Below are 19,203 nucleotides of genomic sequence, written 5' to 3'. Positions count from 1 at the left end.
GGTCACTCCGTGATGGTGCAGTGCGAGCCCAGGAACGGGCGCACCTCAAGCCACTCGTGGATCGGCTTCCCGCCCGCCCCGGGGGCGGCCGACAGCTCCCCGGCCAGCTCGATGGCGCGCTCGTAGCTGTCGACGTCGATCACCATCCAGCCGGCGATGAGGTCCTTGGTCTCGGCGAACGGGCCGTCAGTGACCGGCGGGCGCCCCTCACCGTCGTACCGGACCCACGTCCCCTCGGGGGCCAGCGCCTGACCGTCGACGAACTCGCCGGTCTGCTCCAGCCGGGCCGCGAAGTCGTTCATGTACTGCACGTGCGCCGAGATCTCCTCCGGCGTCCACTTCTCCATCGGCACGTCGTTGACCGGAGTCGGAGCGCCACGGTAGTGCTTGAGCAGCAAGTACTTGGCCATCGTGTTTCTCCCCGGTGCTGGTGCGACCCATTGTGGTCGCGTTCACCACGGGGACGGAGCCAGTCGCGGGTTCTCGACATCGCCGTCCGATTTTTTTGGGCTCTCGTGGATGAGCCTGGGTGAGCCCTCTCGCGGTGTCCGGGTCCACGCGTGTGGTCCTGACGCGTCGTGGTGTGCTCGAACCGATGAATTGTTCGGCGTAGAGGGCATGCACGTCCTCGACGTCACCCGCGATCGTGCTCTCCCCTCGCCCTGCGCCCCGCACGGGGCGCAGGGACCACCAGGCCAAGCGGGTCCGGCTCGTGTTACCAGTAGTGGCGCCGACCGAAGACGGCGTGCCCCAGGGAGCCGAGGACGAATAGAACAATTCCGATGGCGGCCAGGATGATCCCGATCGTCCACAGGATGGCGATCTTGGCTACCAGACCGATGATGAGCAAAATGATGCCGAGGACGATCACTACGGCCTCCTATCCCCGTTGAACTGCCAGGGCCTTGCGGAACGAAGTGCGCCCACCGGCGCGGGACCCGTAAGTCCGCACTGGTAACCACACTTGTCGATTACCCGAATGGTAGGCGTGCGCTTCCCTACTGTCGCCTCGCGCTGGGCCGGCCTGTTCACGCGGTGAGCAGCCGGTTGAAGAAGGACCGGTAGTGCCGTAGTGCCATGCGCAGCTCTTCGGTGTCGACCTCATTACCGCGGTTCCACTGGGCTTCTAGGTCCTGCTTGTGCTTGGCGAAGGTTCCGGCCAGCGTCTGCATGACGTCGGCGACCAGGGCGTCGGCGTCATGCACGGCCTCGCGCGGGTCATCGACGAAGTCGTTTTGTATTTCATGCCACCGCTCGCGGAAGCTGTCCTCGTCCTTTTCTGTCAGCAGCTGCTGAGCCTCTTCCTCTGCCGTCGCGCTTTCCGCTTGAGACTGGGGTTCGACCGACTCTCGCTCTTGCTCCGATGTTCCTGCCTCTTCCGGGAAGGCAGGGGCGTCATGTGGGGCCGATTCTTCGCGGGTTCGGTCGCGGAGCTGGGCGAGGTCCTCAGTTGACAGGCTGCTTTCTCGTTGGTCTGACATGTGGTCACGTTGCATGGGTTTCCTCTGTCGCCGTTCCTTGCGACTCGCCCCGGCGTCAGCCATGGGGGCGTAGGGCGGTTCAGTTCAGGCAGGGGCGTGACGGGGCTGGCCGCCGTCGCCCAGCAACTCATCAAACAGAGCGCGATAGTGCACCATGGCGCCCCGCAGTTGCTCGGTGGTTGCCTGGTGCCTGGTGCTGAGTGTGTCGATCTCGTGGGCGGCCCGGTAGCGCTCAAGCGTGCGGCCGTGCTCGACCGAGAGATCTTTGAGCTGTTGCTCGAATCCCTCCGTCGGATAGCCGCGCTCGTGCATCAGAGAGGTCACCAGACGGTCCGCGTCGTGTACAGCGTCCTCCGGCCGGTCCACGAACTCCTCTTGCACGCTGCTCCAGTCCCGCGCGTAACGATCCCGGACCGCAGTAGGCAGCGGCTTGATGTCCAGCGCATCGTGGCGCTTCTCACGGGCGCTGAGCTCCCGCTCGCCGGCCAATCGACTGTCAGCTTCTTCCACCGTCCGCTCGTACTCCGGGCCGAAGCGTTGCCTGAGATGGCGACGACGCATGACCAGCGCCGTCGCTAGTGCCACTAGGACAACCACCACCACGATCGGGATGATGATCGCCAAAAGCGTTCCGGTTGACATCGGCAACCCCTCACCTCCGCAGGGATTAGCCCATTTTATCCCATTCAAACCGAACGTGATGACTTGTTCTTCGCCGGCGTACGCACTCGCCCCGATCACATTCGGGATCGACCTCAGCGGCGTTCTCGCAGGCCAGCTGTGTCAGAACCGGTGTCTTTGCCGATCACGGGTGTGGCGATTGGGACGGGTTTCCCGATTCGTTGATGAAGGAGCCGCCGCCGTCCTGCTGGATGAGCCCGAAGCCCTTCCGGCGTCGGGCTGTCACCCGCCGCCGAAAAGCCGTGCCACCAATCGGAACGGAGCGGACACCACTGTGGCGAGTGCCCCGCCGATCGCCCGCAGGACATCGGCAATGGCCTGGAACATGCCCTCACCTCCTAGACGCCGACTCGTCCCCGCATGCGACGGCCGGTTTCCCCACGGCCCGCCGCCGCCCTATCCATTTGCTAGTGCTCAGCTGCTGAGCCGTGACCGAAGCCGGTCGGCTTGCGCCTTGCGGAAGAGTTCCGCGACCTCGGTGTCGTGGACACGCTCGGCGTCCTGAATGTAATTTTTCCAGGCGGAGCGCGTTACTCAGGCACGTCTCCGTGAACCACACCAGGTGGTAATTCTTGTCCTGGGTCCCGGTGATGCCACCGGTCTCCGTTGCGCTCGTCATCGGCTTGCCTCCTCGGTCCTATGCGAGACCGTCCGGCCTCGGCCCGAGTGCAGCGCGGCCTCGATCGCCCAGTCGCGCCGCCGCACCGCCCGTGAGGACATGCATCGCGTACCCGCCGAGCCTGCGTTCATGTGTAGCTGATACGGATCGGGTATATAGGGATCATGAAGGCTATTCCGGGCGTGTCCATGTCGTACTGGCTGGAGTCGGCCGGGACGACGGAGTATCGCCCGCTGGGCGACGATCTGGCGACCGATGTCGCGGTGGTCGGAGGGGCAAAGCCAATCTCGCCACCGCCCGCCACTTCGTCGGGGACCGGCTGCGCCCGCCCCGGGTCGGCTCGGTGGCCATGGTCCCGCCGGGCGAGGGCGCCGTCGTACGGCTGAAGGGGCGCCCCTGTGCAGTCCACCGGGACGACGCCGGGGAGTTGCACGCAGTCTCCGCCGTCTGCACCCACCTCGGGTGCCTTGTCGCGTTCAATGACGCCGAACGCAGCTGGGACTGCCCTTGCCACGGCTCCCGCTTCGACGTCGACGGCGCGGTGTTGCATGGTCCGGCCACATCGCCGCTTGAGCCGCGTGATGCCGACGTCCGCTGAGGGGTGGACTATGGGCGTCGAGGAGGAGTTTCTCCTCGTCGACCCGCACTCGCGCCGCTCTCTCGCGCGCGGCTGAGGTCCTGGCGCGGGCGGAGAAGGAGCGGCCGGCCACGCTGGAAGTAACCGTCCATCCCGAGCTCATGCGGAGCCAGGTGGAAGCCACGACCGGGGTCTGCACCGACCTGGGCCACCTGGCCGCCCAGGTGAATGCCGGGCGGCAGTTGCTGGGTGCGGCGGCACATACGGAGGGGGCGTGCCTGGTGTCGAGCGGCACCCCGGTTCTCGAAGGCCGCGTCGACCTCACGAACGGCCGGCGTTACGCGAGCATCGGCCGGGCGTACGCCGGTCAAACCGCCGACTACCAAGTGTGCGGCTGCCACGTCCACGTGGGCGTGCCGGACCGCGAAACGGCAGTCGCGGTAGTCAACCATTTGCGTCCCTGGCTGCCGACGCTGCTCGCGCTGTCGGTGAACTCGCCCTTCGACCGGGGCCGGGATTCTGGCTACGCCAGCTGGCGCATCCTGGAGCAGGCACGCTTCCCCGGCGCCGGCGTCCCGCCCTGGTTCGACTCGGCAGCCGCCTGCAACGCCGAGGTGGAACGGCTGGTGGTGTGCGGGACCCTGATGGACCACGCGACGTCCTTCTGGCACGCACGGCCCTCACCGCGCTGGCCCACCGTCGAAGTACGCGCCGCCGACGCGCTCGGCTGCGTCTGGGAGACCATGCTGCAGGCCGCCCTGGTCCGTGCCCTGGTCCGGACCGCTCTCGCCGACCTGGGCACCGGACGGGAAGCCTGTCGGCCCAGCGACCAAGTGGCGGCCGCCGCCGTGTGGTCCGCGGCCCGGTATGGCCTTTCCGGAGCGGCCGTCCATCCAGTGCTCGAACGCCGGGTGCCCACACGCCGACTGGTCGCCGAAATGATCGACCGGATCGCTCCGGCGCTCGAGGAGAGCGGCGACCTGAGGATGGTGCGCACCGCCCTGGCCCGACTCAGGGCGCGTGGGACCGGTGCCGTCCGGCAGCGGCGCGCCGCCGCCGGTGGCTTGGCGGCGGTCGTCGACATGCTCGTCGCGCAGACGTCCCAGCCCGACGAAGCGCACGCCGAGGTGCAGACCGGGCCGGTGCGGCGGACGATGAAGTGAACATCGCGCAAGCGGAGAAGCCATGACCGCGAGGACCAGCACGCAGATCAGAAGGGCGGCGGAGGAACCGCGTCTCCCCCGGCCGCGAGGGCCGGTCTCGGCCTCCATTGTCGATGCGCTCGCCCGTCGAGCCGGTGCCGGTGCTGGTGCCCTGGCCTGTGGTGACGTCGAGTGGGAGGACCCGCTCGGCGAGGACGTCCAGCTGGCGCTGTACATCAGCTACGAGCTGCACTACCGAGGGTTCGAAGGCGTCGACCCGGAGTGGGAGTGGGATCCCGAGCTGCTGCAGCTGCGGGCGGCACTGGAACGCTCCTTCCACATGGAGCTCCTCAACGGGGTCGCCGGCGGGGACGACATCGAGGGCGAGCTGTCCGCGCTACTGACCGAGCCGAGGCCCGCGGTCGGAGTCTCCCATTTCCTCGCAGACGAGGGCACCTGGTGGCACATGCGGGAGTTCTTCGCCCACCGATCCCTGTACCACCTCAAGGAAGCCGATCCGCACGCCTGGGTGATCCCGCGACTGCGCGGGCTGGCCAAAGCCGCGCTGGTCGCCGTCGAATACGACGAGTTCGGCGGTGGCCACGCCGAGCGTGTCCACGCCCACCTCTTCGCCGATCTTCTGGTCGCAGCCGGCCTGGAAGCGAGGTACGGCCGCTACCTCGACACGGCACCCGCCGTCACCCTGGCCACCGTGAACCTGATGTCGTATCTGGGCCTGCACCGCGCTCTGCGGGGTGCTCTGGTGGGGCACTTCACCGCGGCCGAGATCGCGAACCCGCCGAGCGCCAAGCGCATGGTGCGCGCGCTCGACCGGCTCGGAGCCCCCGAACCCTGTCGGCGCTTCTACAGCGAACACATCGAGGCCGATGCCGTCCACGAACAGGTGATGCGCCACGATGTGCTCGGCGCCCTGCTGGCGGAGGAGCCCGGGCTCACCCAAGACGCCGTGTTCGGCATCCAGGCCACCTCCATGCTCGACGCCCGGCTGGCAGACCATCTGCTCGGCTCGTGGCACTACGGCATGACCTCCCTGCTCACCCCGCTGCCCGCCGTGGCGTGACCATCGAGGCAGCGGCGGTTCACCCGGGCGACTCCCGCGGGCGGCGTCCCCGCCGGTGGCTGGTGTCGCACCAGGGGTAGGAAGCACTGCGCCGGCACCGGCACACCGCGACGACGAAGCGGTCGGAGGTCACCCTCGTGCCGTCCTCAAGCTCTACCTCGACCGGGCCGTCGACCAGCATGGGCCCGTCTTTGACGAGCCTGACCCGCCGCAGGTCAGGGGCGTTACGCTCGGTCGGCACGAATGATCACCAATTCCTCCGACGTCTGCTGCGCCGAAAGCAGCCCACGCGCTCGCAGCAACGGGGCCTGGCTGCGCATCACCGGCCCGAACGGCTCGGCGACCCTGTCCACGACGGCTGCCTTCACACTTCGCCCGCTACACGCCCGAACTGGTCGAGCGCACCTGCGGCATACCGCGCGACACCTTTCACGAGGTCTGCCGGGACCAGGTAGACAACTCCGGCCCGGACCGCACCAGCGAGTTCGTCTACGCCGTTGGCTGGACCCAGCACACCGTCGGGGCCCAGTACATCCGCACCGCCTCCATCCTCCAACTGCTCCTCGGCAACATCGGCCGCCCTGGCGGCGGCATCCAGGCGCTGCGCGGCCACGCCAGCATCCAGGGCTCGAGCGACATCCCCACCCTGTTCAACCTGCTGCCCGGATACATCCCCATGCCCCACGCCCACCAGCACGAGGACCTGGACTCCTTCGTGCAGGCGGTCAAAGCCGACAAGGGCTTCTGGAGCAACATGCGCTCGTACGTCGTCAGTCTGCTCAAGGCAAGGAGCGCCTCGCCGGCTCGGAGGACCCGATCGACCGGCCGGTCCTCGACCTGACCTGGGACTACCCGACCGAGGGCGCCGTCGAGGAGCCCAGCGCCGAGGCCGTGCTCGCCGAGATCAACGGCCGTGGACCGGACGGCGCCCCACTGAGCGCCTACACCGAACTGCGCGACGACGGCTCGACCTCGTGCGGCTGCTGGATCTACTGCGGCGTGACGGTGTCAACCAGGCCGCCCGCAAGAAACCGCACACCGAGCAGAGCTGGGTCGCGCCTGAATGGGCCTGGTCGTGGCCGGCCAACCGCCGGATCCTGTACAACCGCTGCTCCGCCGACCCGCGTGGCGAGCCGTGGAGCGAACGCAAGGCCCTGATCTGGTGGGACGCCGACCACGGCCGCTGGGACGGCCACGACGTCCCCGACCGCCCGCCCTCCCACCGGCCGCCGAAGGACGCCACGGGCCCTGACGCCCTCGCCGGCAACGACCCATTCATCATGCAGGCCGACGGCAAGGGATGGTTGTACGCCCCGGCCGGGCTCGTCGACGGACCGCTACCCACCCACTACGAGCCGCAGGACTCGCCCGTACCCAACCCGATCTACCACCGTCAGCAACGCAGTCCGGTACGGCAGGTCTTCGGCCGGGACCACAACCTCTACCACCCCAGCGGTGACGAGCCGGGCAGCGAGGTCTACCCGTACGTGGTGACCACCTACCGGCTCACCGAGCACTTCACCGCCGGCGGCATGAGCCGCTGGTCGCCCTACCTATCGGAGCTGCAACCGGAGTTCTTCTGCGAGGTCTCCCCGGAGCTCGCCGCCGAACGCGGCCTGGCGCACGCCGGCTGGGCGACGATCGTCAGCGCCCGCAGCGTGATCGAGGTGCGGGTCCTGGTCACCGAGCGGATGACCCCGCTGACCGTCGGCGGCCGCACGGTGCATCAGATCGGGCTGCCCTACCACTGGGGACCCAACGGGCATTCACGCGGCGACGCCGCCAACGAGCTCGCCTCCATCGCCCTCGACCCGAACGTGCACATCCAGGAGGTCAAGGCGCTCACCGTCGACATCCGTCCGGGCCGCCGCCCCCGAGGTCCCGAGTTGCTGGACCTCCTCCACGACTACCAGCGTAGGGCCGGCATCACCCGGCAGACTGGAACGGAGGTCCGCGGATGACCGACTCCCTCATCGGCCGCAACCTGCTCGCGGGGGCCGAACCCGACCCCGCGGGCGACGCCGGCCACGCCGACCACCCCGAGCGCGTCGGCTTCTTCACCGACACGTCCGTCTGCATCGGCTGCAAGGCCTGCGAGGTGGCCTGCAAGGAGTGGAACGCCATCCCCGAGGACGGCCTCGACCTCACCGGCATGTCGTACGACAACAGCCAGGGCCTCGGCGGCTCCACCTGGCGGCACGTCGCCTTCGTGGAGCAGACCCGCCCCGTCGGGGCTCCCGACCCGAGCGCTCCGCCCGACAGTGACAGCGAGACGGAGCTGCGCTGGCTGATGGCCTCCGACGTCTGCAAGCACTGCACTCACGCCGCCTGCCTGGACGTGTGCCCTACCGGCGCCCTCGTTCGCACCGAGTTCGGCACCGTCATCGTCCAGGAGGACATCTGCAACGGCTGCGGCTACTGCGTTCCGGCCTGCCCGTACGGCGTCATCGGCCAACGCCCGGACGACGGACGGATGTTCAAGTGCACCCTGTGCTACGACCGGCTCGGCGCCGGGCAGGAGCCGGCCTGTGCCAAGGCCTGCCCGACCGACTCGATCCAGTTCGGTCCGCTCGATGAACTGCGTGAACGCGCCGCGCTGCGGGTCGACCAGCTCCACGACGACGGCGTGCCCGGCGCACGCCTGTACGGGCAGGATCCGGAGGACGGGGTGGGAGGCGACGGGGCGTTCTTCCTCCTCCTCGACGAGCCCGAGGTGTACGGACTGCCGCCGGATCCCGTCGTCACCACGCGCGACCTGCCCGCCATGTGGCGGTACGCGGCGGCCGCGGCCGCCGGCCTCCTCGGCGGGGTCGCCGCGGCCGCCGCGGCCGCCGGAAGGAGCCGGTGATGAGCGATGTGACGAGGCGGGGCATCCGCGGCGAGCGCCCCGGCCGCCAGGCATCCGGCGGCACCGGCACCCGCACCCGACGCCGCGGAGGCGGCGGCGAACAGGCGATGGTTCCGGCCCCCGAGTTCACTTCGTACTACGGCAAGCCGGTCCTCAACCCGCCCACCTGGCAGGCCCGGGACATCGCCGGCTACTTCTTCCTCGGCGGTCTCGCCGGCGCCGGATCCGTTCTCGCCGCCGCCGAGCTGACGGGGCGAGAGCGTACGGCGAGAGCGCTGAAGGCGTCGTCGGCCGTCGCCGTCACCGGCTCGGTGGCTGCCCTCATCCACGACCTCGGCCGCCCCGAACGCTTCGTCAACATGTTGCGGGTGTTCAAGCCCACCTCACCGATGAACCTGGGCTCCTGGCTGCTCGCCGCCTACGGTCCCATGGCGGGCGCCGCGGCAGCGCTGGAAGCCGCCGGCCGCCTGCCGCGGACCGGCCGTGCTGCGACCACCACGGCCGCCTCGCTCGGTCCGCTCGTCTCCACCTATACGGCGGTGCTCGCCGCCGACACCGCCGTGCCCGCCTGGCACGACGGTTATCGCGAACTGCCCTTCGTCTTCGCCGGCTCCGCGGCCACGGCCGCATCCGGCATGGCGCTGCTGGCCGCGCCGACCGCCGAGAACAGTCTGGCGCGCAGCGCCGCGCTCTTCGGAGTGACGCTGGAGGCCGCGGCGACGCGGGCGATGCGCCGCCGCCTCGGCATGGTCGCCGAGGCCTACGAGGTCGGTACCGCCGGGCGCCTGATGCGGGCCGCCGAGGCGCTCTCCTTCGCCGGAGCGGCGGGCGCCGCACTGTTCGGTCGCCGCGGCCGCGCCGCGAGCGCGGTCTGCGGCGCCTGCCTGCTCGCCGCCTCGGCCTGCACCCGGTTCGGGATCTTCCATGCCGGGATGGAGTCGGCGCGCGACCCCAAGTACACCGTCGTACCCCAGCGCGAGCGTCGGAAAGAGCGTCGCCGCCGGGCGGGGGGCGACGAGCAGCCCCGCGATCGACGCAAGGAAGGCAAGTGATCGTGACCACCTACGGCTGCTTCCTCACGAGTGAGGAGTTCGGTCCGGCCGAGATGTTGGAGCGGGCCCGCATGGCGGAGCGTCTTGCTTGCCGGCCAGGCTGTCGAACCCGCCGCCGGAGAAGCAGGCGATGCCGAACCCTTCCCCGGAGGAGGGCGCCAGCACCGCCGCCAGGGCGACGGCTGTTCTGACGTTGCCCAAAATCGGGCAATCTTGGCCTCCGGCAGACACGCCGACAGAGCGGCCGGTGATGGGCCCCCGAGTGCTCAATCCCGGCAGATCCGGCTGCTGCAGGCCGCGGCGTGGACGAAGCGGCGGAACACACTGTCGGGAAAGACCAGGACCGGTGACACGGGCGAACCGGTATCAGCGATTACCACACCGTGGGCGCAGGCGGCCACGGCAACGCCGCCGTTCTCCTCGCCCGGCAACTGGTAAGAAGAGGCGATCCACCGCAGAGGTGGCGAGCCTACTGTGCGTATCAAAGAGACCGGGTACCGCCCAGGCCGTGCGATGACTGCGTGTGCGGACATGTACGAACCCCATGACTCGACGCGTCCCCCCGCAGAACTCAACGTTATAACCAGCGGGTTGAGGTCCCGTCAAAACCCTGAGCATTCGTGCCCTCCCCCGGCCGTCTCACCAAGGCCGACGAGCTGTTGGACCGTTCCGCTTCGCCAGGGATCGCGGTGCAACGCTCTGGGGCCCCGCCGTGAGGGAGATCCACGTCTGCCTGCAGGCCACCGGCCGCACGGGCTGGCTTGACGAACCCGACGGGCGCCGCCGGTACACGGTCTGTTAGGCCGATACATTCCCCTTGCCCCAGGCTCCGTCGCAGACGCCGAGTTTGAATTCGATCAAACATGTACGCGGGACGGCTCCCTTCGCGAGGGCCTTCCTGGCCCTTCGTTCGCTATGCGCTAACTGTGAGATGAGTCAAGGGCCTTACCCAGTCTTTCACTCCATCGAGCGGCGTGGCGCAGATCATCACATGGGCAGAATCTCCGTAGCAATACGGGCAAAGCCGCAAATCCCATTGTATGTGCCTGTATTGGCGAAAGGAGCGTCATGATGAATCGTCACTCCATGCGCAGGACCGCTGCCGCGGTTGTCCTTGCCGGTGGCATCGCGGCCGGCACGCTGGCCGGGGCGATGGGTGCCTCGGCGACCACGTCGGCGGATTACGGCTACGGACAGTCGGTGGAGGGCCGGGTGGTCTCTCCGCAGCCGCTGAACGTCCGTTACGGGCCCGGCACCGGCCACTGGATCACCGGGACGGTCAACAACGGCATGCACGTGTGGATCACGTGCAAGACCGAGGGCACCAACGTCGGCGGCAACGACCGCTGGTACCAGCTCGCCGACGACCAGGGCTGGGTGTCCGCCTACTACGTCAACAACTACGACTACGTCCCATGGTGCAACAGCTGACGCACCGTGACGAAAAACCATGCACTCCCCGCCCGGCGCGGCGCCGGGCGGGGCCGGACGTCACCAGATCCACCTGGAGGCTCGGCCCATGCTACGAGGCCGCGGCGGGAAGGGCAGGTATGAAAATGTCCGATATCACTCGGCGCCGTCTGCTGGGATTGGTCGGCGGCACAGCCCTGTCCCTGTTGCCGCCAACTGTCCAGAAAGCGGTCGTCGCCGGACCGCGGCGCCCCGGGTCGTTGGCGGACATCGAGCACGTGGTGCTGTTGATGCAGGAGAACCGTTCGTTCGATCATTATTTCGGCACCATGCCCGGGGTACGCGGGTTCGACGATCCACACCCCCTGGTCCTGCCCACTGGCCGGCCGGTGTTCCACCAGCCAGATCCGCAGAATCCGGATGGCTATCTGCTCCCGTTCCACCTCGACACGCGTACCACCAGCGCCCAGGCCATCCCGTCCACCAGCCACGCCTGGCAGGTGCAGCACCAGGCGTGGAACGGCGGGAAGATGGACAACTGGCTGCCGGCGCACTGGGCAGCCGATGGCGCGGACGCCCCGTACGTCATGGGCTACTACACATGCCAGGACATCCCGTTCCAGTTCGCGCTGGCCGAAACCTTCACCGTCTGCGACAACTACTTCTGCTCGGTGATGGGGCCGACCTGGCCCAACCGTATGTACTGGATGACCGGGACGATCGATCCGAACGGCCGCCACGGCGGGCCGATCCTCGGCGATGCCGCCCCGGCCGGCGGGTGCACCTGGACGACGTATGCCGAACGGCTGCAAGCGGCGGGCGTGAGCTGGAAGGTGTACCAGCAGGTCGATAACAACGGCTGCAACATGCTGGCGAACTTCGCCCGGTTCCAGGACGCCAAACCCGGCAACCCCCTCTACGACAACGGCATGGCCTTCCAGCCGGCCGGCGCCTTCGAGAACGACGCGCGCCGTGACCGCCTGCCCACGGTCTCCTGGATCATCGCCCCCTGCTACCAGTGCGAGCATCCCCACTACCTGCCGGCCGCGGGCGCCGACTACGTCGCCTCGAAGATCGAGGCGATCGCCTCCAACCCGCAGGTGTGGAACAAGACCGCCTTCATCCTCAACTATGACGAGAACGACGGTCTGTTCGACCACGTTCTACCACCCACGCCCGTGCCTGGTACGTCGCAGGAGTTCATCGGCGGGTGGCCGATCGGCGCCGGCTTCAGGGTGCCGTGCATCATCGTCTCCCCTTGGACCGTGGGCGGGCGGATATCGGGAGAGGCGTTCGACCACACCTCGTGCCTGCGGTTCCTCGAACGCATCACCGGCGTGGCGGAACCCAACATCAGCGCGTGGAGGCGCCGCACCTTCGGCGATCTGACCTCGGCGTTCAGCTTCGATGCGCCGATGAGGCACCCGCCGCAGCTGCCGAAGAACACCGCCCGGCTACTGACGCAGGTCCAACAGGATGCCGCCACCCTGCCCAAGCCGGTCGTCCCTGCCGCCCGGCAGGGCCTGCCGCACCAGGAATCCGGTCGGCGCCGGCGACGGTGAGCCGCCGGCCGCCGCTGCTGGTAACCGGCCGGGATCCCGGTGACGGCGAAGCGAACGGGGACTATCGTCGTAGCAAGAGATCCAGCCTGGTGCTGCTACCGGAGGGTCGCTGATGACCGCCGCCGAAGGGGGGCTCGGCACCGCCGTCTCCTCAGATGGAGGACAGGTCACTGTGACCATCTCCGGAGAGATCGACGTCTCCACCGGCCCGTGCCTGAAACAGGCATTGCAGGCCGCGCTGGACAGGCGGCCGGGCCGGATCGTCGTGGACTTTACGCGGGTGGAGTTCTGTGACTGCTGTGGCCTGGGTGTTCTTCTGGGTGGACGGCGACAGGCCCGACGTGCCGGGATCGACTTCCAGGTGACCGGGGTGGCTGCGCCGACCGTGGTGAAATTGATCCGCCTCTTCGGCCTGGCGGAGGTGCTCGGGGTCCAGCGGCCGCAAGGCGGCCCCGCATGACCCATGAGGCCGACCATCGTTGATGCTCGGCGAAGAGGTCTCGAATTGCACCCAGCCGCCGGCCCGGAGGGCATTCCACGGCCCGTTCAGTGCGTTTCTGAGCCGTTCATGCCAGGTCACCAGCGGGTTCTGCCAGTGCTGGCCATGTGGCCTTTGGCTTAGGTGAGGGGTGGGATGGTCATGCGGAGCCGTCTTGCGTGTTCCAGGGTTCGGCTGTGGTGCTGCCGCCGTAGGTCTCGGCAATTGGGCGGACGATGGCGAGGCCGAAACCGGGTAGGGAGCGGGCGGTCGGGGAGCGGTAGAAGCGATCGAAGACAAAGGGGAGATTGGCCGCACTGGCACCGCCGCACGGAAAACCGGTGTCGCCGACAGCTGAGCCCTCGAATCCGCCTACCAGTCCGACGTCGCGGAATGGCTCGCCGCCCGGCCCGACCACCCCCTGGCAAAGGAGACCCGCGACCGCGTAGACCACCACCGCAGCATGTGGCTCCGGGGTTATCGCGGCGTCATGGGCCTGGCCTACCTGACCCTCGTTCCCGTGAGCTGAGGGGCGAGGATGCGTCGGCTTCGCAGCGTGGTGGTCAGCCGTCCATGATCAGACCGGTGGCGGCGAGGCTGGTCATGGCGCCTCCCACCGCGTCGGCGTCGCCGAATGCGCCGGGTCCACCTGGGGGGATCCGGGTCGGCGCGTCTGATCGCGACCTCAGCACGCCCTGGCCAGGCGGGGCGGGCCCGATCGTGCCGCCTCGGGTGGGCTCGGCCCAGCGGCAGGCCGCGAGGCGCGGCAGACCACCCTCTTGCGACATCACATGGCAATACATGGCGCCGAGTGGCACCGGCTCGGCGCCATCCGGCGCCACTCGGCGCCACTCCACACCCCTCAAAAGCGCATGAGCACGCACGGCGCCGCAATGACTCAGGTCGCCCTCTTCATATCTCCTCAGTTCAGGGCGGCCACTCTGGAGCTTACCCTCACACAAGGCGCCATCCGGACTTGCGTATGGCGTCATAGTGATGCCATCATGACGCCATGGACCTCGCCCCGTATGTCGACACACTCCGCCGCGAACTCGCGGTAGCCGCCGAAGCCGGCGGGGAAGATGCCCGCGAACTGGCCGAGCGGCTCACCGCTCCTCTGGAGTCGGCGACCCGTCTGACCATGCTCAATGTGCTCTCCGCCGCGATGGACGAGATCACCCGCGAGCTCGCCCCCGGCTCGGTCGACGTACGGCTGCGCGGGCTGGACCCCGACTTCGTGGTGACACCGCCGCCCGCCGACGGCGGCGCCCCCGCGGAGCCGGCCGCGCCCGTCGAACCGTTCAAGACCCCGGCCCCGGCCGACGGCGACGAGGGCGGCACCGCCCGCGTCAACCTGCGTCTGCCGGCCCACCTCAAGGCCCGCGCCGAGGAGGCCGCGAGCCGCGAAGGCCTGTCCGTCAACGCGTGGCTGGTGCGCGCTGTGTCGGCCGCGGTCGACGGCGGCACCCGGCCGCGTACGCCGGAGAGGACCCAGACCATCGGACAGAGCTTCACGGGCTGGGCGCGCTAGCCGCGCCCCGCCCGCACCACTTCACCCACACCACCCCCCACCAGCGGGGACACCCCAAGACCCAAGAGGACGGGACAGCCATGCCTTGTTTCGACACTCCCGAACCGATCTCGGCCACGGCGCGCGTGGAGGCCGGTTCCATCCAGTTCACCGCAGGCGACCGCCTCGACACCGTCGTCGAGGTGCGGCCCCGCGACCCGAAGAAGGACCAGGATGTGCGGACGGCCGACCAGACCGAGGTCACGTATGCGAGCGGAGTCCTGACCGTCAGGACACCCAAGCCCAATCTGTTCGGCCTCGGGCGCACCGGCACCGTCGACGTGACGGTCGAGCTGCCCACGGGCTCGCGCATCGACATGACCGGCGCCTGGACCCAGGTGCTCGGCGAGGGCCGACTCGGCGAGGTCCGCGTGAAGACCTCGTCCGGCGACGTGCGCCTCGACACCACCGGCCCGCTGAAGCTGACCGCCTCGCACGGCTCGATCACCGTGGACCGGGTCGAGGGCATGGCCGAGATCACCACCAGCTCCGGGAGCCTGCGCGTCGGTCTCGTCGACGGCCCCGCCGTCCTGAAGAACTCTCACGGCACCACGACCGTCGGCGCCGCGACCGGGGAGCTGCGGGTGAGCGGCGCCAACGGCGACATCGAGATCCGGCGCGCCGAGGACTCGGTCACCGCCACCACCGCCCACGGCACCCTGCGCTTGGGTGAAGTGGCCCGTGGCACCGCCCAGTTGGAGACCTCCTACGGCGCCATCGAGGTCGGCGTCCGCGAGGGTACGTCCGCCTGGCTCGACGTCAGCTCGGGCTCCGGCCAGGTGCGCAACACGCTCACCCCGTCTGAGGCCCCGGAGGAGACCGAGGAGACCGTCAAGGTCCGCGCCCGCACCCGGCACGGCAACATCGACATCCGCCGCGCCAAGGCCTGAGCGCCTCCATACCCCGCACCACCCCCAACGCGCCCACTTCCCCTGCCACTTCAGCCTTCGAACGGAGGGCCCATGCCTTCTTCTGTCATGCCCACGTCCAGACGGGCCGACGGTCACCCGTCGCCGGCCGCCGTCTCCACCGTCGGTCTGCGCAAGTCGTACGGCGACAAGACCGTCCTCGACGGCATCGATCTGCGCATCCCAGCCGGGTCCGTGTTCGCGCTGCTCGGACCGAACGGCGCCGGCAAGACCACCACCGTGAAGATCCTGTCCACGCTCATCACCGCCGACGGCGGCCAGGCCCAGGTCGCGGGCCACGACGTCGCCACGTCACCGGACGGGGTGCGCGCCGCGATCGGCGTCACCGGGCAGTTCTCCGCCGTCGACGGGCTGATCACCGGCGAGGAGAACATGCTCCTCATGGCCGACCTGCACCACCTTTCCCGCAGCGAGGGCCGCCGCACCGCCGCCGAGCTGCTGGAGCGCTTCGATCTGGGGGAAGCCGCCAAGAAGCCCGCCTCCACCTACTCCGGCGGCATGAAGCGCCGCCTCGACATCGCCATGACGCTCGTCGGCAACCCGCGGATCATCTTCCTCGACGAGCCGACCACCGGCCTCGACCCGCGCAGCCGCCACAACATGTGGCAGATCATCCGCGAGCTGGTCTCCGACGGCGTCACCGTCTTCCTCACCACGCAGTACCTGGAGGAGGCCGACGAGCTCGCCGACCGTATCGCGGTGCTGCACGACGGCAAGATCGCCGCCGAGGGGACCGCCGACGAGCTGAAGCGGCTCATCCCCGGCGGGCACGTGCGGCTGCGCTTCTCCGAGCCGTCCGCCTATCAGAGCGCCTCCGTCGCGCTGCGCGAGGTCACCCGGGACGACGAGGCGCTGTCGCTGCAGATCCCCAGCGACGGCAGCCAGCGCGAACTGCGCTCCATCCTGGACTGGATGGACTCTGCCGGCATCGAGGCCGACGAGCTGACCGTGCACACCCCCGACCTCGACGACGTGTTCTTCGCCCTGACCGGCTCCAACCACCCGAACCAGCCCAAGCAGGAAGGTAGGGCTGTCCGATGAGCTCCCTGACCCTCGCCGTGCGCGACTCGACCACGATGCTGCGCCGCAACCTCCTGCACGCGCGGCGCTACCCGTCCCTCACCCTGAACCTGCTGCTGACGCCGGTCGTCCTGCTGCTGCTCTTCGTCTACATCTTCGGTGACGTGATGAGCGCGGGCATGGGCGGCGGCGCCGACCGCTCCGCGTACATCGCCTACGTCGTGCCGGGCATCCTGATGATGACCATCGGAGGCACCGTGGTCGGGACCGCGGTGTCCGTCTCCAACGACATGAACGAGGGCATCATCGCCCGCTTCCGCACGATGGCGATCCACCGCGGCGCGGTGCTCATCGGGCACGTCATCGGCAGCGTGCTGCAGTCGGTCGCCAGCGTGGCACTCGTGGGTGCCGTCGCCGTCGCCATCGGCTTCCGGGCCACGCATGCCACGGCCCTGGAGTGGCTGGCTGCGTTCGGGCTGATGGCGCTGGTCGCGCTGGCGCTCACCTGGATCGCGGTCGGGATGGGCATGGTCAGCCCGAACGCCGAGGCGGCCAGCAACAACGCGCTGCCGCTGATCGTCCTGCCGCTCATCTCGAGCGCCTTCGTCCCCATCCACGCGATGCCGGGCTGGTTCCAGCCGATCGCCGAGTACCAGCCGTTCACGCCGGCAATCGAGACCCTGCGCGGCCTGCTGCTCGGCAGCGAGATCGGCAACAACGGGTGGCTCGCGGTCGCCTGGTGCCTGGCTCTCTCCGCGCTCGGCTACTTCTGGTCGAAGGCGGTTTTCAACCGCGATCCGAAGTAGCCGAGACGACCGCACGGGCCGCCTCCCGCAGCTCGTCCTGCCCGAGGGCGGCGTACTCCGACACCGCGTCGGCGTACGCCGCCCCGTCCGCGTTCTCGGCCGCCCGCCGGGCCCGGGACGCGGACATCGTAGGCTGGAACTCGCGCTGCACCCATATCCGTTCGGCCGGCGCGATCAGCCGTACGGCGGAGGTGCCGCCGGACGCGATCCCGGCCAGGCCCAGCTCGCTTCGGTTGGCCGGTGTGCGTGATGAGCCGAGGGACCCGGGCATCGGGCTGTTCCCGCAGAGCAGTGGGCCCCGCAACCCAGGTGTCAGTAGCGGCACCTACGGTCTGCGCATGACTGATCAGTGGTGGGTGGGAGTACGTCAGCGGGTCGAGGCGGCAGGTGCAGGGCGAGCTTGCCGAACCACGACGCCGGCAGCTTCGCAGCGCAACGGCTGCCGCGCAGCCCCAACTGCAATGTGCACGCGGAACGGTCCATACGCCCAGTACGCCAGGGGTGCACCGATCGCGTCCTGCTGCTCGGCCGTGGCCACGCCCAGAAGCTCCTGCGCGCATACGCGGACCACTTCAACGACCACAGGCTCCACCAGGGCCGCGGCCAGCTCGCCCCGAACGATGACCCCACCGTCATTCCCCTGCCAGCGGCACGGATTGAACGCCGCCAGGCCGTCGTCGGCCTCATCGGCGAGCACCGCAGAATCGGTTGACCGCATACCGAAGCCCCAGCTCAGGCCCGGTGAAGATTTTTTGGAGCACTACGCGCCCTCCGCGCCTGCCACGCCACCGTGACCTCCTCGACGGCGACACCGGCTGAGCCCTCGCTCCGCGCCTCCGGCCGTGTTCCGGAAACGGCAACAAAATTTGCTCGCGATGCCACCCCACCGCACCCTGACGACGGAGGTGATCGCCATGACCGGCGCATTCAACGACAAGACCCAACGAACCTCGTATGACGTCATCGTGATAGGCGGCGGAGCGGGTGGACTGAACGCCGCGCTTGTCCTCGCCCGGGCCCGTCGCACCGTCGCCGTCATCGACGCCGGGGAGCCCCGGAACGCCCCCTCGGCCCACATGCACAGCTTCCTCTCCCGTGACGGGGTCCCCCCGCTCAGCGTGTTGGAGACCGGCCGCGCCGAGATCGCCCGCTACGGCGCCGTCCTGATGAACGGTCAGGTAGACCAGGTGGAGGCCTGCGAGACCGGCGGGTACGTGGTTCGGCTGGCCGGAGGCGCAGCGTTGGACGCCCGTCACGTCGTCCTCGCCACGGGGCTGCGCGACGAACTTCCCGACATCCCGGGCCTTCGCGCGCTGTGGGGGAAGGATGTGATCTTCTGCCCGTACTGCCACGGATACGAGGTCCGCGACCAGCCGCTCGTCGTGCTGGGTGTCCACCCGGCCTCCGCCGGGCAGGCGCTGCTGCTGCGCCAGTGGTCGCACGACGTCGTGTACGTTCCGCACAGCCAGCCGCTCACCGACGAGGAGCGGGAGCGCCTGGACGCGCGGGGGGTGAAGGTAGCCGAGGGCCCTGTGTCCAGCATGCTCACCAAGGACGGGCGGCTGCACGCGGTGGAACTCGCCGACGGGCGGACGCTGGACTGCGCCGCGGTGTTCCTCTTCCCCAGGATGACCCCCAACGATGCGGCCTTCGACGGACTCGGCTGCGAGAAGGACGACAACGGCTGGCTCGTCACCGACCGGGCCGGCCGCACCAGCGGCCCCGGCCTGTGGGCCGTCGGCAACGTGGTGGATTCGCGCGCCCAGGCCGTCACCGCGGCCGGCATGGGGGCGGCCGCCGCCTTCGCCCTCAACCACGACCTGGTGGACGAGGAGATCGAACGCGCCCTCGCCGAGTACCGGGCCGCCGACCGGTCCGTGTCGCCCACCCCCGCGTCCTGACCCACGCGCCTGACGTCCCCTCGTCGCCAGGGATTGCGCGGGTTCC

22 protein-coding genes and 4 pseudogenes are annotated in these 19,203 nt (G+C 69.3%); 16 read left to right on the top strand and 10 right to left on the bottom strand.

What is annotated here, in order from left to right:
- Positions 1–2: 2 nt before the first annotated feature.
- The 6 genes and pseudogenes from NGB36_RS24640 to NGB36_RS24615 all read right to left on the bottom strand — a co-directional run bounded on the left by NGB36_RS24640 (position 3) and on the right by NGB36_RS24615 (position 2,781).
- Complete coding sequence (locus tag NGB36_RS24640) at positions 3–410, bottom strand: YciI family protein (protein WP_255922666.1); 408 nt, start codon at positions 408–410, stop codon at positions 3–5.
- 305 nt (positions 411–715) lie between these two features.
- The gene (locus NGB36_RS24635) at positions 716–871 is read right to left on the bottom strand and encodes a DUF6131 family protein (protein ID WP_255922665.1); all 156 of its coding nucleotides are present in this window, start codon (positions 869–871) and stop codon (positions 716–718) included.
- A gap of 157 nt (positions 872–1,028) precedes the next feature.
- Entirely contained in the window at positions 1,029–1,481 is a 453-nt protein-coding gene (locus NGB36_RS24630) for a hypothetical protein (protein ID WP_255922664.1), read from the bottom strand.
- Between the two features lie 84 nt (positions 1,482–1,565).
- Positions 1,566–2,123, bottom strand: coding sequence for a hypothetical protein (locus NGB36_RS24625; RefSeq protein WP_255922663.1), 558 nt, complete (start codon positions 2,121–2,123; stop codon positions 1,566–1,568).
- A gap of 261 nt (positions 2,124–2,384) precedes the next feature.
- The gene (locus NGB36_RS24620; RefSeq protein ID WP_255922662.1) at positions 2,385–2,489 is read right to left on the bottom strand and encodes an LPFR motif small protein; all 105 of its coding nucleotides are present in this window, start codon (positions 2,487–2,489) and stop codon (positions 2,385–2,387) included.
- An 87-nt stretch (positions 2,490–2,576) separates the two neighbouring features.
- A pseudogene (locus NGB36_RS24615) lies at positions 2,577–2,781 on the bottom strand (hypothetical protein).
- 289 nt (positions 2,782–3,070) lie between these two features.
- Between NGB36_RS24615 and NGB36_RS24610 the strand changes: the two are divergent.
- The 3 genes and pseudogenes from NGB36_RS24610 to NGB36_RS24600 form a co-directional block, all read left to right on the top strand.
- Positions 3,071–3,379, top strand: a pseudogene (locus NGB36_RS24610) (Rieske 2Fe-2S domain-containing protein); the annotation flags it as partial.
- Complete coding sequence (locus NGB36_RS24605) at positions 3,376–4,521, top strand: YbdK family carboxylate-amine ligase (RefSeq protein WP_308288920.1); 1,146 nt, start codon at positions 3,376–3,378, stop codon at positions 4,519–4,521. The pseudogene NGB36_RS24610 and the gene NGB36_RS24605, both read left to right, overlap by 4 nt.
- A 22-nt stretch (positions 4,522–4,543) precedes the next feature.
- Positions 4,544–5,581: an iron-containing redox enzyme family protein gene (locus NGB36_RS24600; protein ID WP_255922661.1), complete on the top strand. Its 1,038-nt coding sequence runs from the start codon at positions 4,544–4,546 to the stop codon at positions 5,579–5,581.
- Between the two features lie 19 nt (positions 5,582–5,600).
- On the opposite strand, the gene NGB36_RS24595 is transcribed toward NGB36_RS24600, so the two are convergent.
- Positions 5,601–5,762 (bottom strand): CDGSH iron-sulfur domain-containing protein, encoded by a 162-nt coding sequence (locus NGB36_RS24595; protein ID WP_269470545.1) that lies wholly within the window; start codon positions 5,760–5,762, stop codon positions 5,601–5,603.
- Between the two features lie 177 nt (positions 5,763–5,939).
- Here NGB36_RS24595 and NGB36_RS24590 point away from each other — a divergent pair.
- From NGB36_RS24590 to nrfD, 3 genes and pseudogenes are all read left to right on the top strand, one after another.
- A pseudogene (locus tag NGB36_RS24590) lies at positions 5,940–7,542 on the top strand (molybdopterin dinucleotide binding domain-containing protein); the annotation flags it as partial.
- Positions 7,539–8,429: a 4Fe-4S dicluster domain-containing protein gene (locus NGB36_RS24585; RefSeq protein WP_255922659.1), complete on the top strand. Its 891-nt coding sequence runs from the start codon at positions 7,539–7,541 to the stop codon at positions 8,427–8,429. The pseudogene NGB36_RS24590 and the gene NGB36_RS24585, both read left to right, overlap by 4 nt.
- Positions 8,429–9,481 carry an NrfD/PsrC family molybdoenzyme membrane anchor subunit gene (gene nrfD, locus NGB36_RS24580; protein WP_255922658.1) on the top strand — a complete coding sequence of 351 codons (1,053 nt, stop codon included), beginning with the start codon at positions 8,429–8,431 and terminating at the stop codon, positions 9,479–9,481. Before NGB36_RS24585 ends, nrfD begins: the two co-directional genes overlap by 1 nt.
- 266 nt (positions 9,482–9,747) lie before the next feature.
- On the opposite strand, the gene NGB36_RS33890 is transcribed toward nrfD, so the two are convergent.
- Positions 9,748–10,014: a DUF397 domain-containing protein gene (locus tag NGB36_RS33890; protein WP_255922656.1), complete on the bottom strand. Its 267-nt coding sequence runs from the start codon at positions 10,012–10,014 to the stop codon at positions 9,748–9,750.
- A 538-nt stretch (positions 10,015–10,552) separates the two neighbouring features.
- On the opposite strand from NGB36_RS33890, the gene NGB36_RS24570 reads away from it, so the two are divergent.
- The 4 genes and pseudogenes from NGB36_RS24570 to NGB36_RS24555 form a co-directional block, all read left to right on the top strand.
- Positions 10,553–10,912 carry an SH3 domain-containing protein gene (locus NGB36_RS24570; RefSeq protein ID WP_255922655.1) on the top strand — a complete coding sequence of 120 codons (360 nt, stop codon included), beginning with the start codon at positions 10,553–10,555 and terminating at the stop codon, positions 10,910–10,912.
- Between the two features lie 125 nt (positions 10,913–11,037).
- Positions 11,038–12,453 (top strand): alkaline phosphatase family protein, encoded by a 1,416-nt coding sequence (locus NGB36_RS24565; RefSeq protein WP_255922654.1) that lies wholly within the window; start codon positions 11,038–11,040, stop codon positions 12,451–12,453.
- A 112-nt stretch (positions 12,454–12,565) separates the two neighbouring features.
- On the top strand, positions 12,566–12,913 hold the full coding sequence (locus NGB36_RS24560; RefSeq protein ID WP_255922653.1) for an STAS domain-containing protein: 348 nt from the start codon (positions 12,566–12,568) through the stop codon (positions 12,911–12,913).
- 382 nt (positions 12,914–13,295) lie between these two features.
- Positions 13,296–13,460, top strand: a pseudogene (locus NGB36_RS24555) (SAM-dependent methyltransferase); the annotation flags it as partial.
- A gap of 34 nt (positions 13,461–13,494) precedes the next feature.
- On the opposite strand, the gene NGB36_RS24550 reads toward NGB36_RS24555, so the two are convergent.
- Positions 13,495–13,719 (bottom strand): hypothetical protein, encoded by a 225-nt coding sequence (locus NGB36_RS24550; protein ID WP_255922651.1) that lies wholly within the window; start codon positions 13,717–13,719, stop codon positions 13,495–13,497.
- 224 nt (positions 13,720–13,943) lie between these two features.
- Here NGB36_RS24550 and NGB36_RS24545 point away from each other — a divergent pair, with 224 nt between their 5' ends.
- From NGB36_RS24545 to NGB36_RS24530, 4 genes are all read left to right on the top strand, one after another.
- Entirely contained in the window at positions 13,944–14,462 is a 519-nt protein-coding gene (locus NGB36_RS24545; protein WP_255922650.1) for a toxin-antitoxin system HicB family antitoxin, read from the top strand.
- An 80-nt stretch (positions 14,463–14,542) separates the two neighbouring features.
- Positions 14,543–15,391, top strand: coding sequence for a DUF4097 family beta strand repeat-containing protein (locus tag NGB36_RS24540; RefSeq protein WP_255922648.1), 849 nt, complete (start codon positions 14,543–14,545; stop codon positions 15,389–15,391).
- 72 nt (positions 15,392–15,463) lie between these two features.
- Positions 15,464–16,471 (top strand): ATP-binding cassette domain-containing protein, encoded by a 1,008-nt coding sequence (locus NGB36_RS24535; RefSeq protein ID WP_255922647.1) that lies wholly within the window; start codon positions 15,464–15,466, stop codon positions 16,469–16,471.
- Positions 16,468–17,256 (top strand): ABC transporter permease, encoded by a 789-nt coding sequence (locus tag NGB36_RS24530; RefSeq protein ID WP_255922645.1) that lies wholly within the window; start codon positions 16,468–16,470, stop codon positions 17,254–17,256. The genes NGB36_RS24535 and NGB36_RS24530 overlap by 4 nt, the downstream gene beginning before the upstream one ends.
- On the opposite strand, the gene NGB36_RS24525 is transcribed toward NGB36_RS24530, so the two are convergent.
- Positions 17,237–17,527, bottom strand: coding sequence for a hypothetical protein (locus tag NGB36_RS24525; RefSeq protein ID WP_372509516.1), 291 nt, complete (start codon positions 17,525–17,527; stop codon positions 17,237–17,239). The genes NGB36_RS24530 and NGB36_RS24525 overlap by 20 nt on opposite strands.
- Before the next feature lie 129 nt (positions 17,528–17,656).
- On the opposite strand from NGB36_RS24525, the gene NGB36_RS24520 reads away from it, so the two are divergent.
- Entirely contained in the window at positions 17,657–17,968 is a 312-nt protein-coding gene (locus NGB36_RS24520) for an integrase core domain-containing protein (protein WP_255922643.1), read from the top strand.
- A gap of 202 nt (positions 17,969–18,170) precedes the next feature.
- Positions 18,171–19,157, top strand: coding sequence for an NAD(P)/FAD-dependent oxidoreductase (locus NGB36_RS24515; protein ID WP_255922642.1), 987 nt, complete (start codon positions 18,171–18,173; stop codon positions 19,155–19,157).
- The last annotated feature ends 46 nt before the right edge of the window (positions 19,158–19,203 follow it).

The organism is Streptomyces humicola (assembly GCF_024436035.1).
Classification (GTDB): domain Bacteria; phylum Actinomycetota; class Actinomycetes; order Streptomycetales; family Streptomycetaceae; genus Streptantibioticus_B; species Streptantibioticus_B humicola.
Note: the sequence above shows the minus strand (reverse complement) of the source record. Positions and strands in the feature narration are given on the sequence as shown.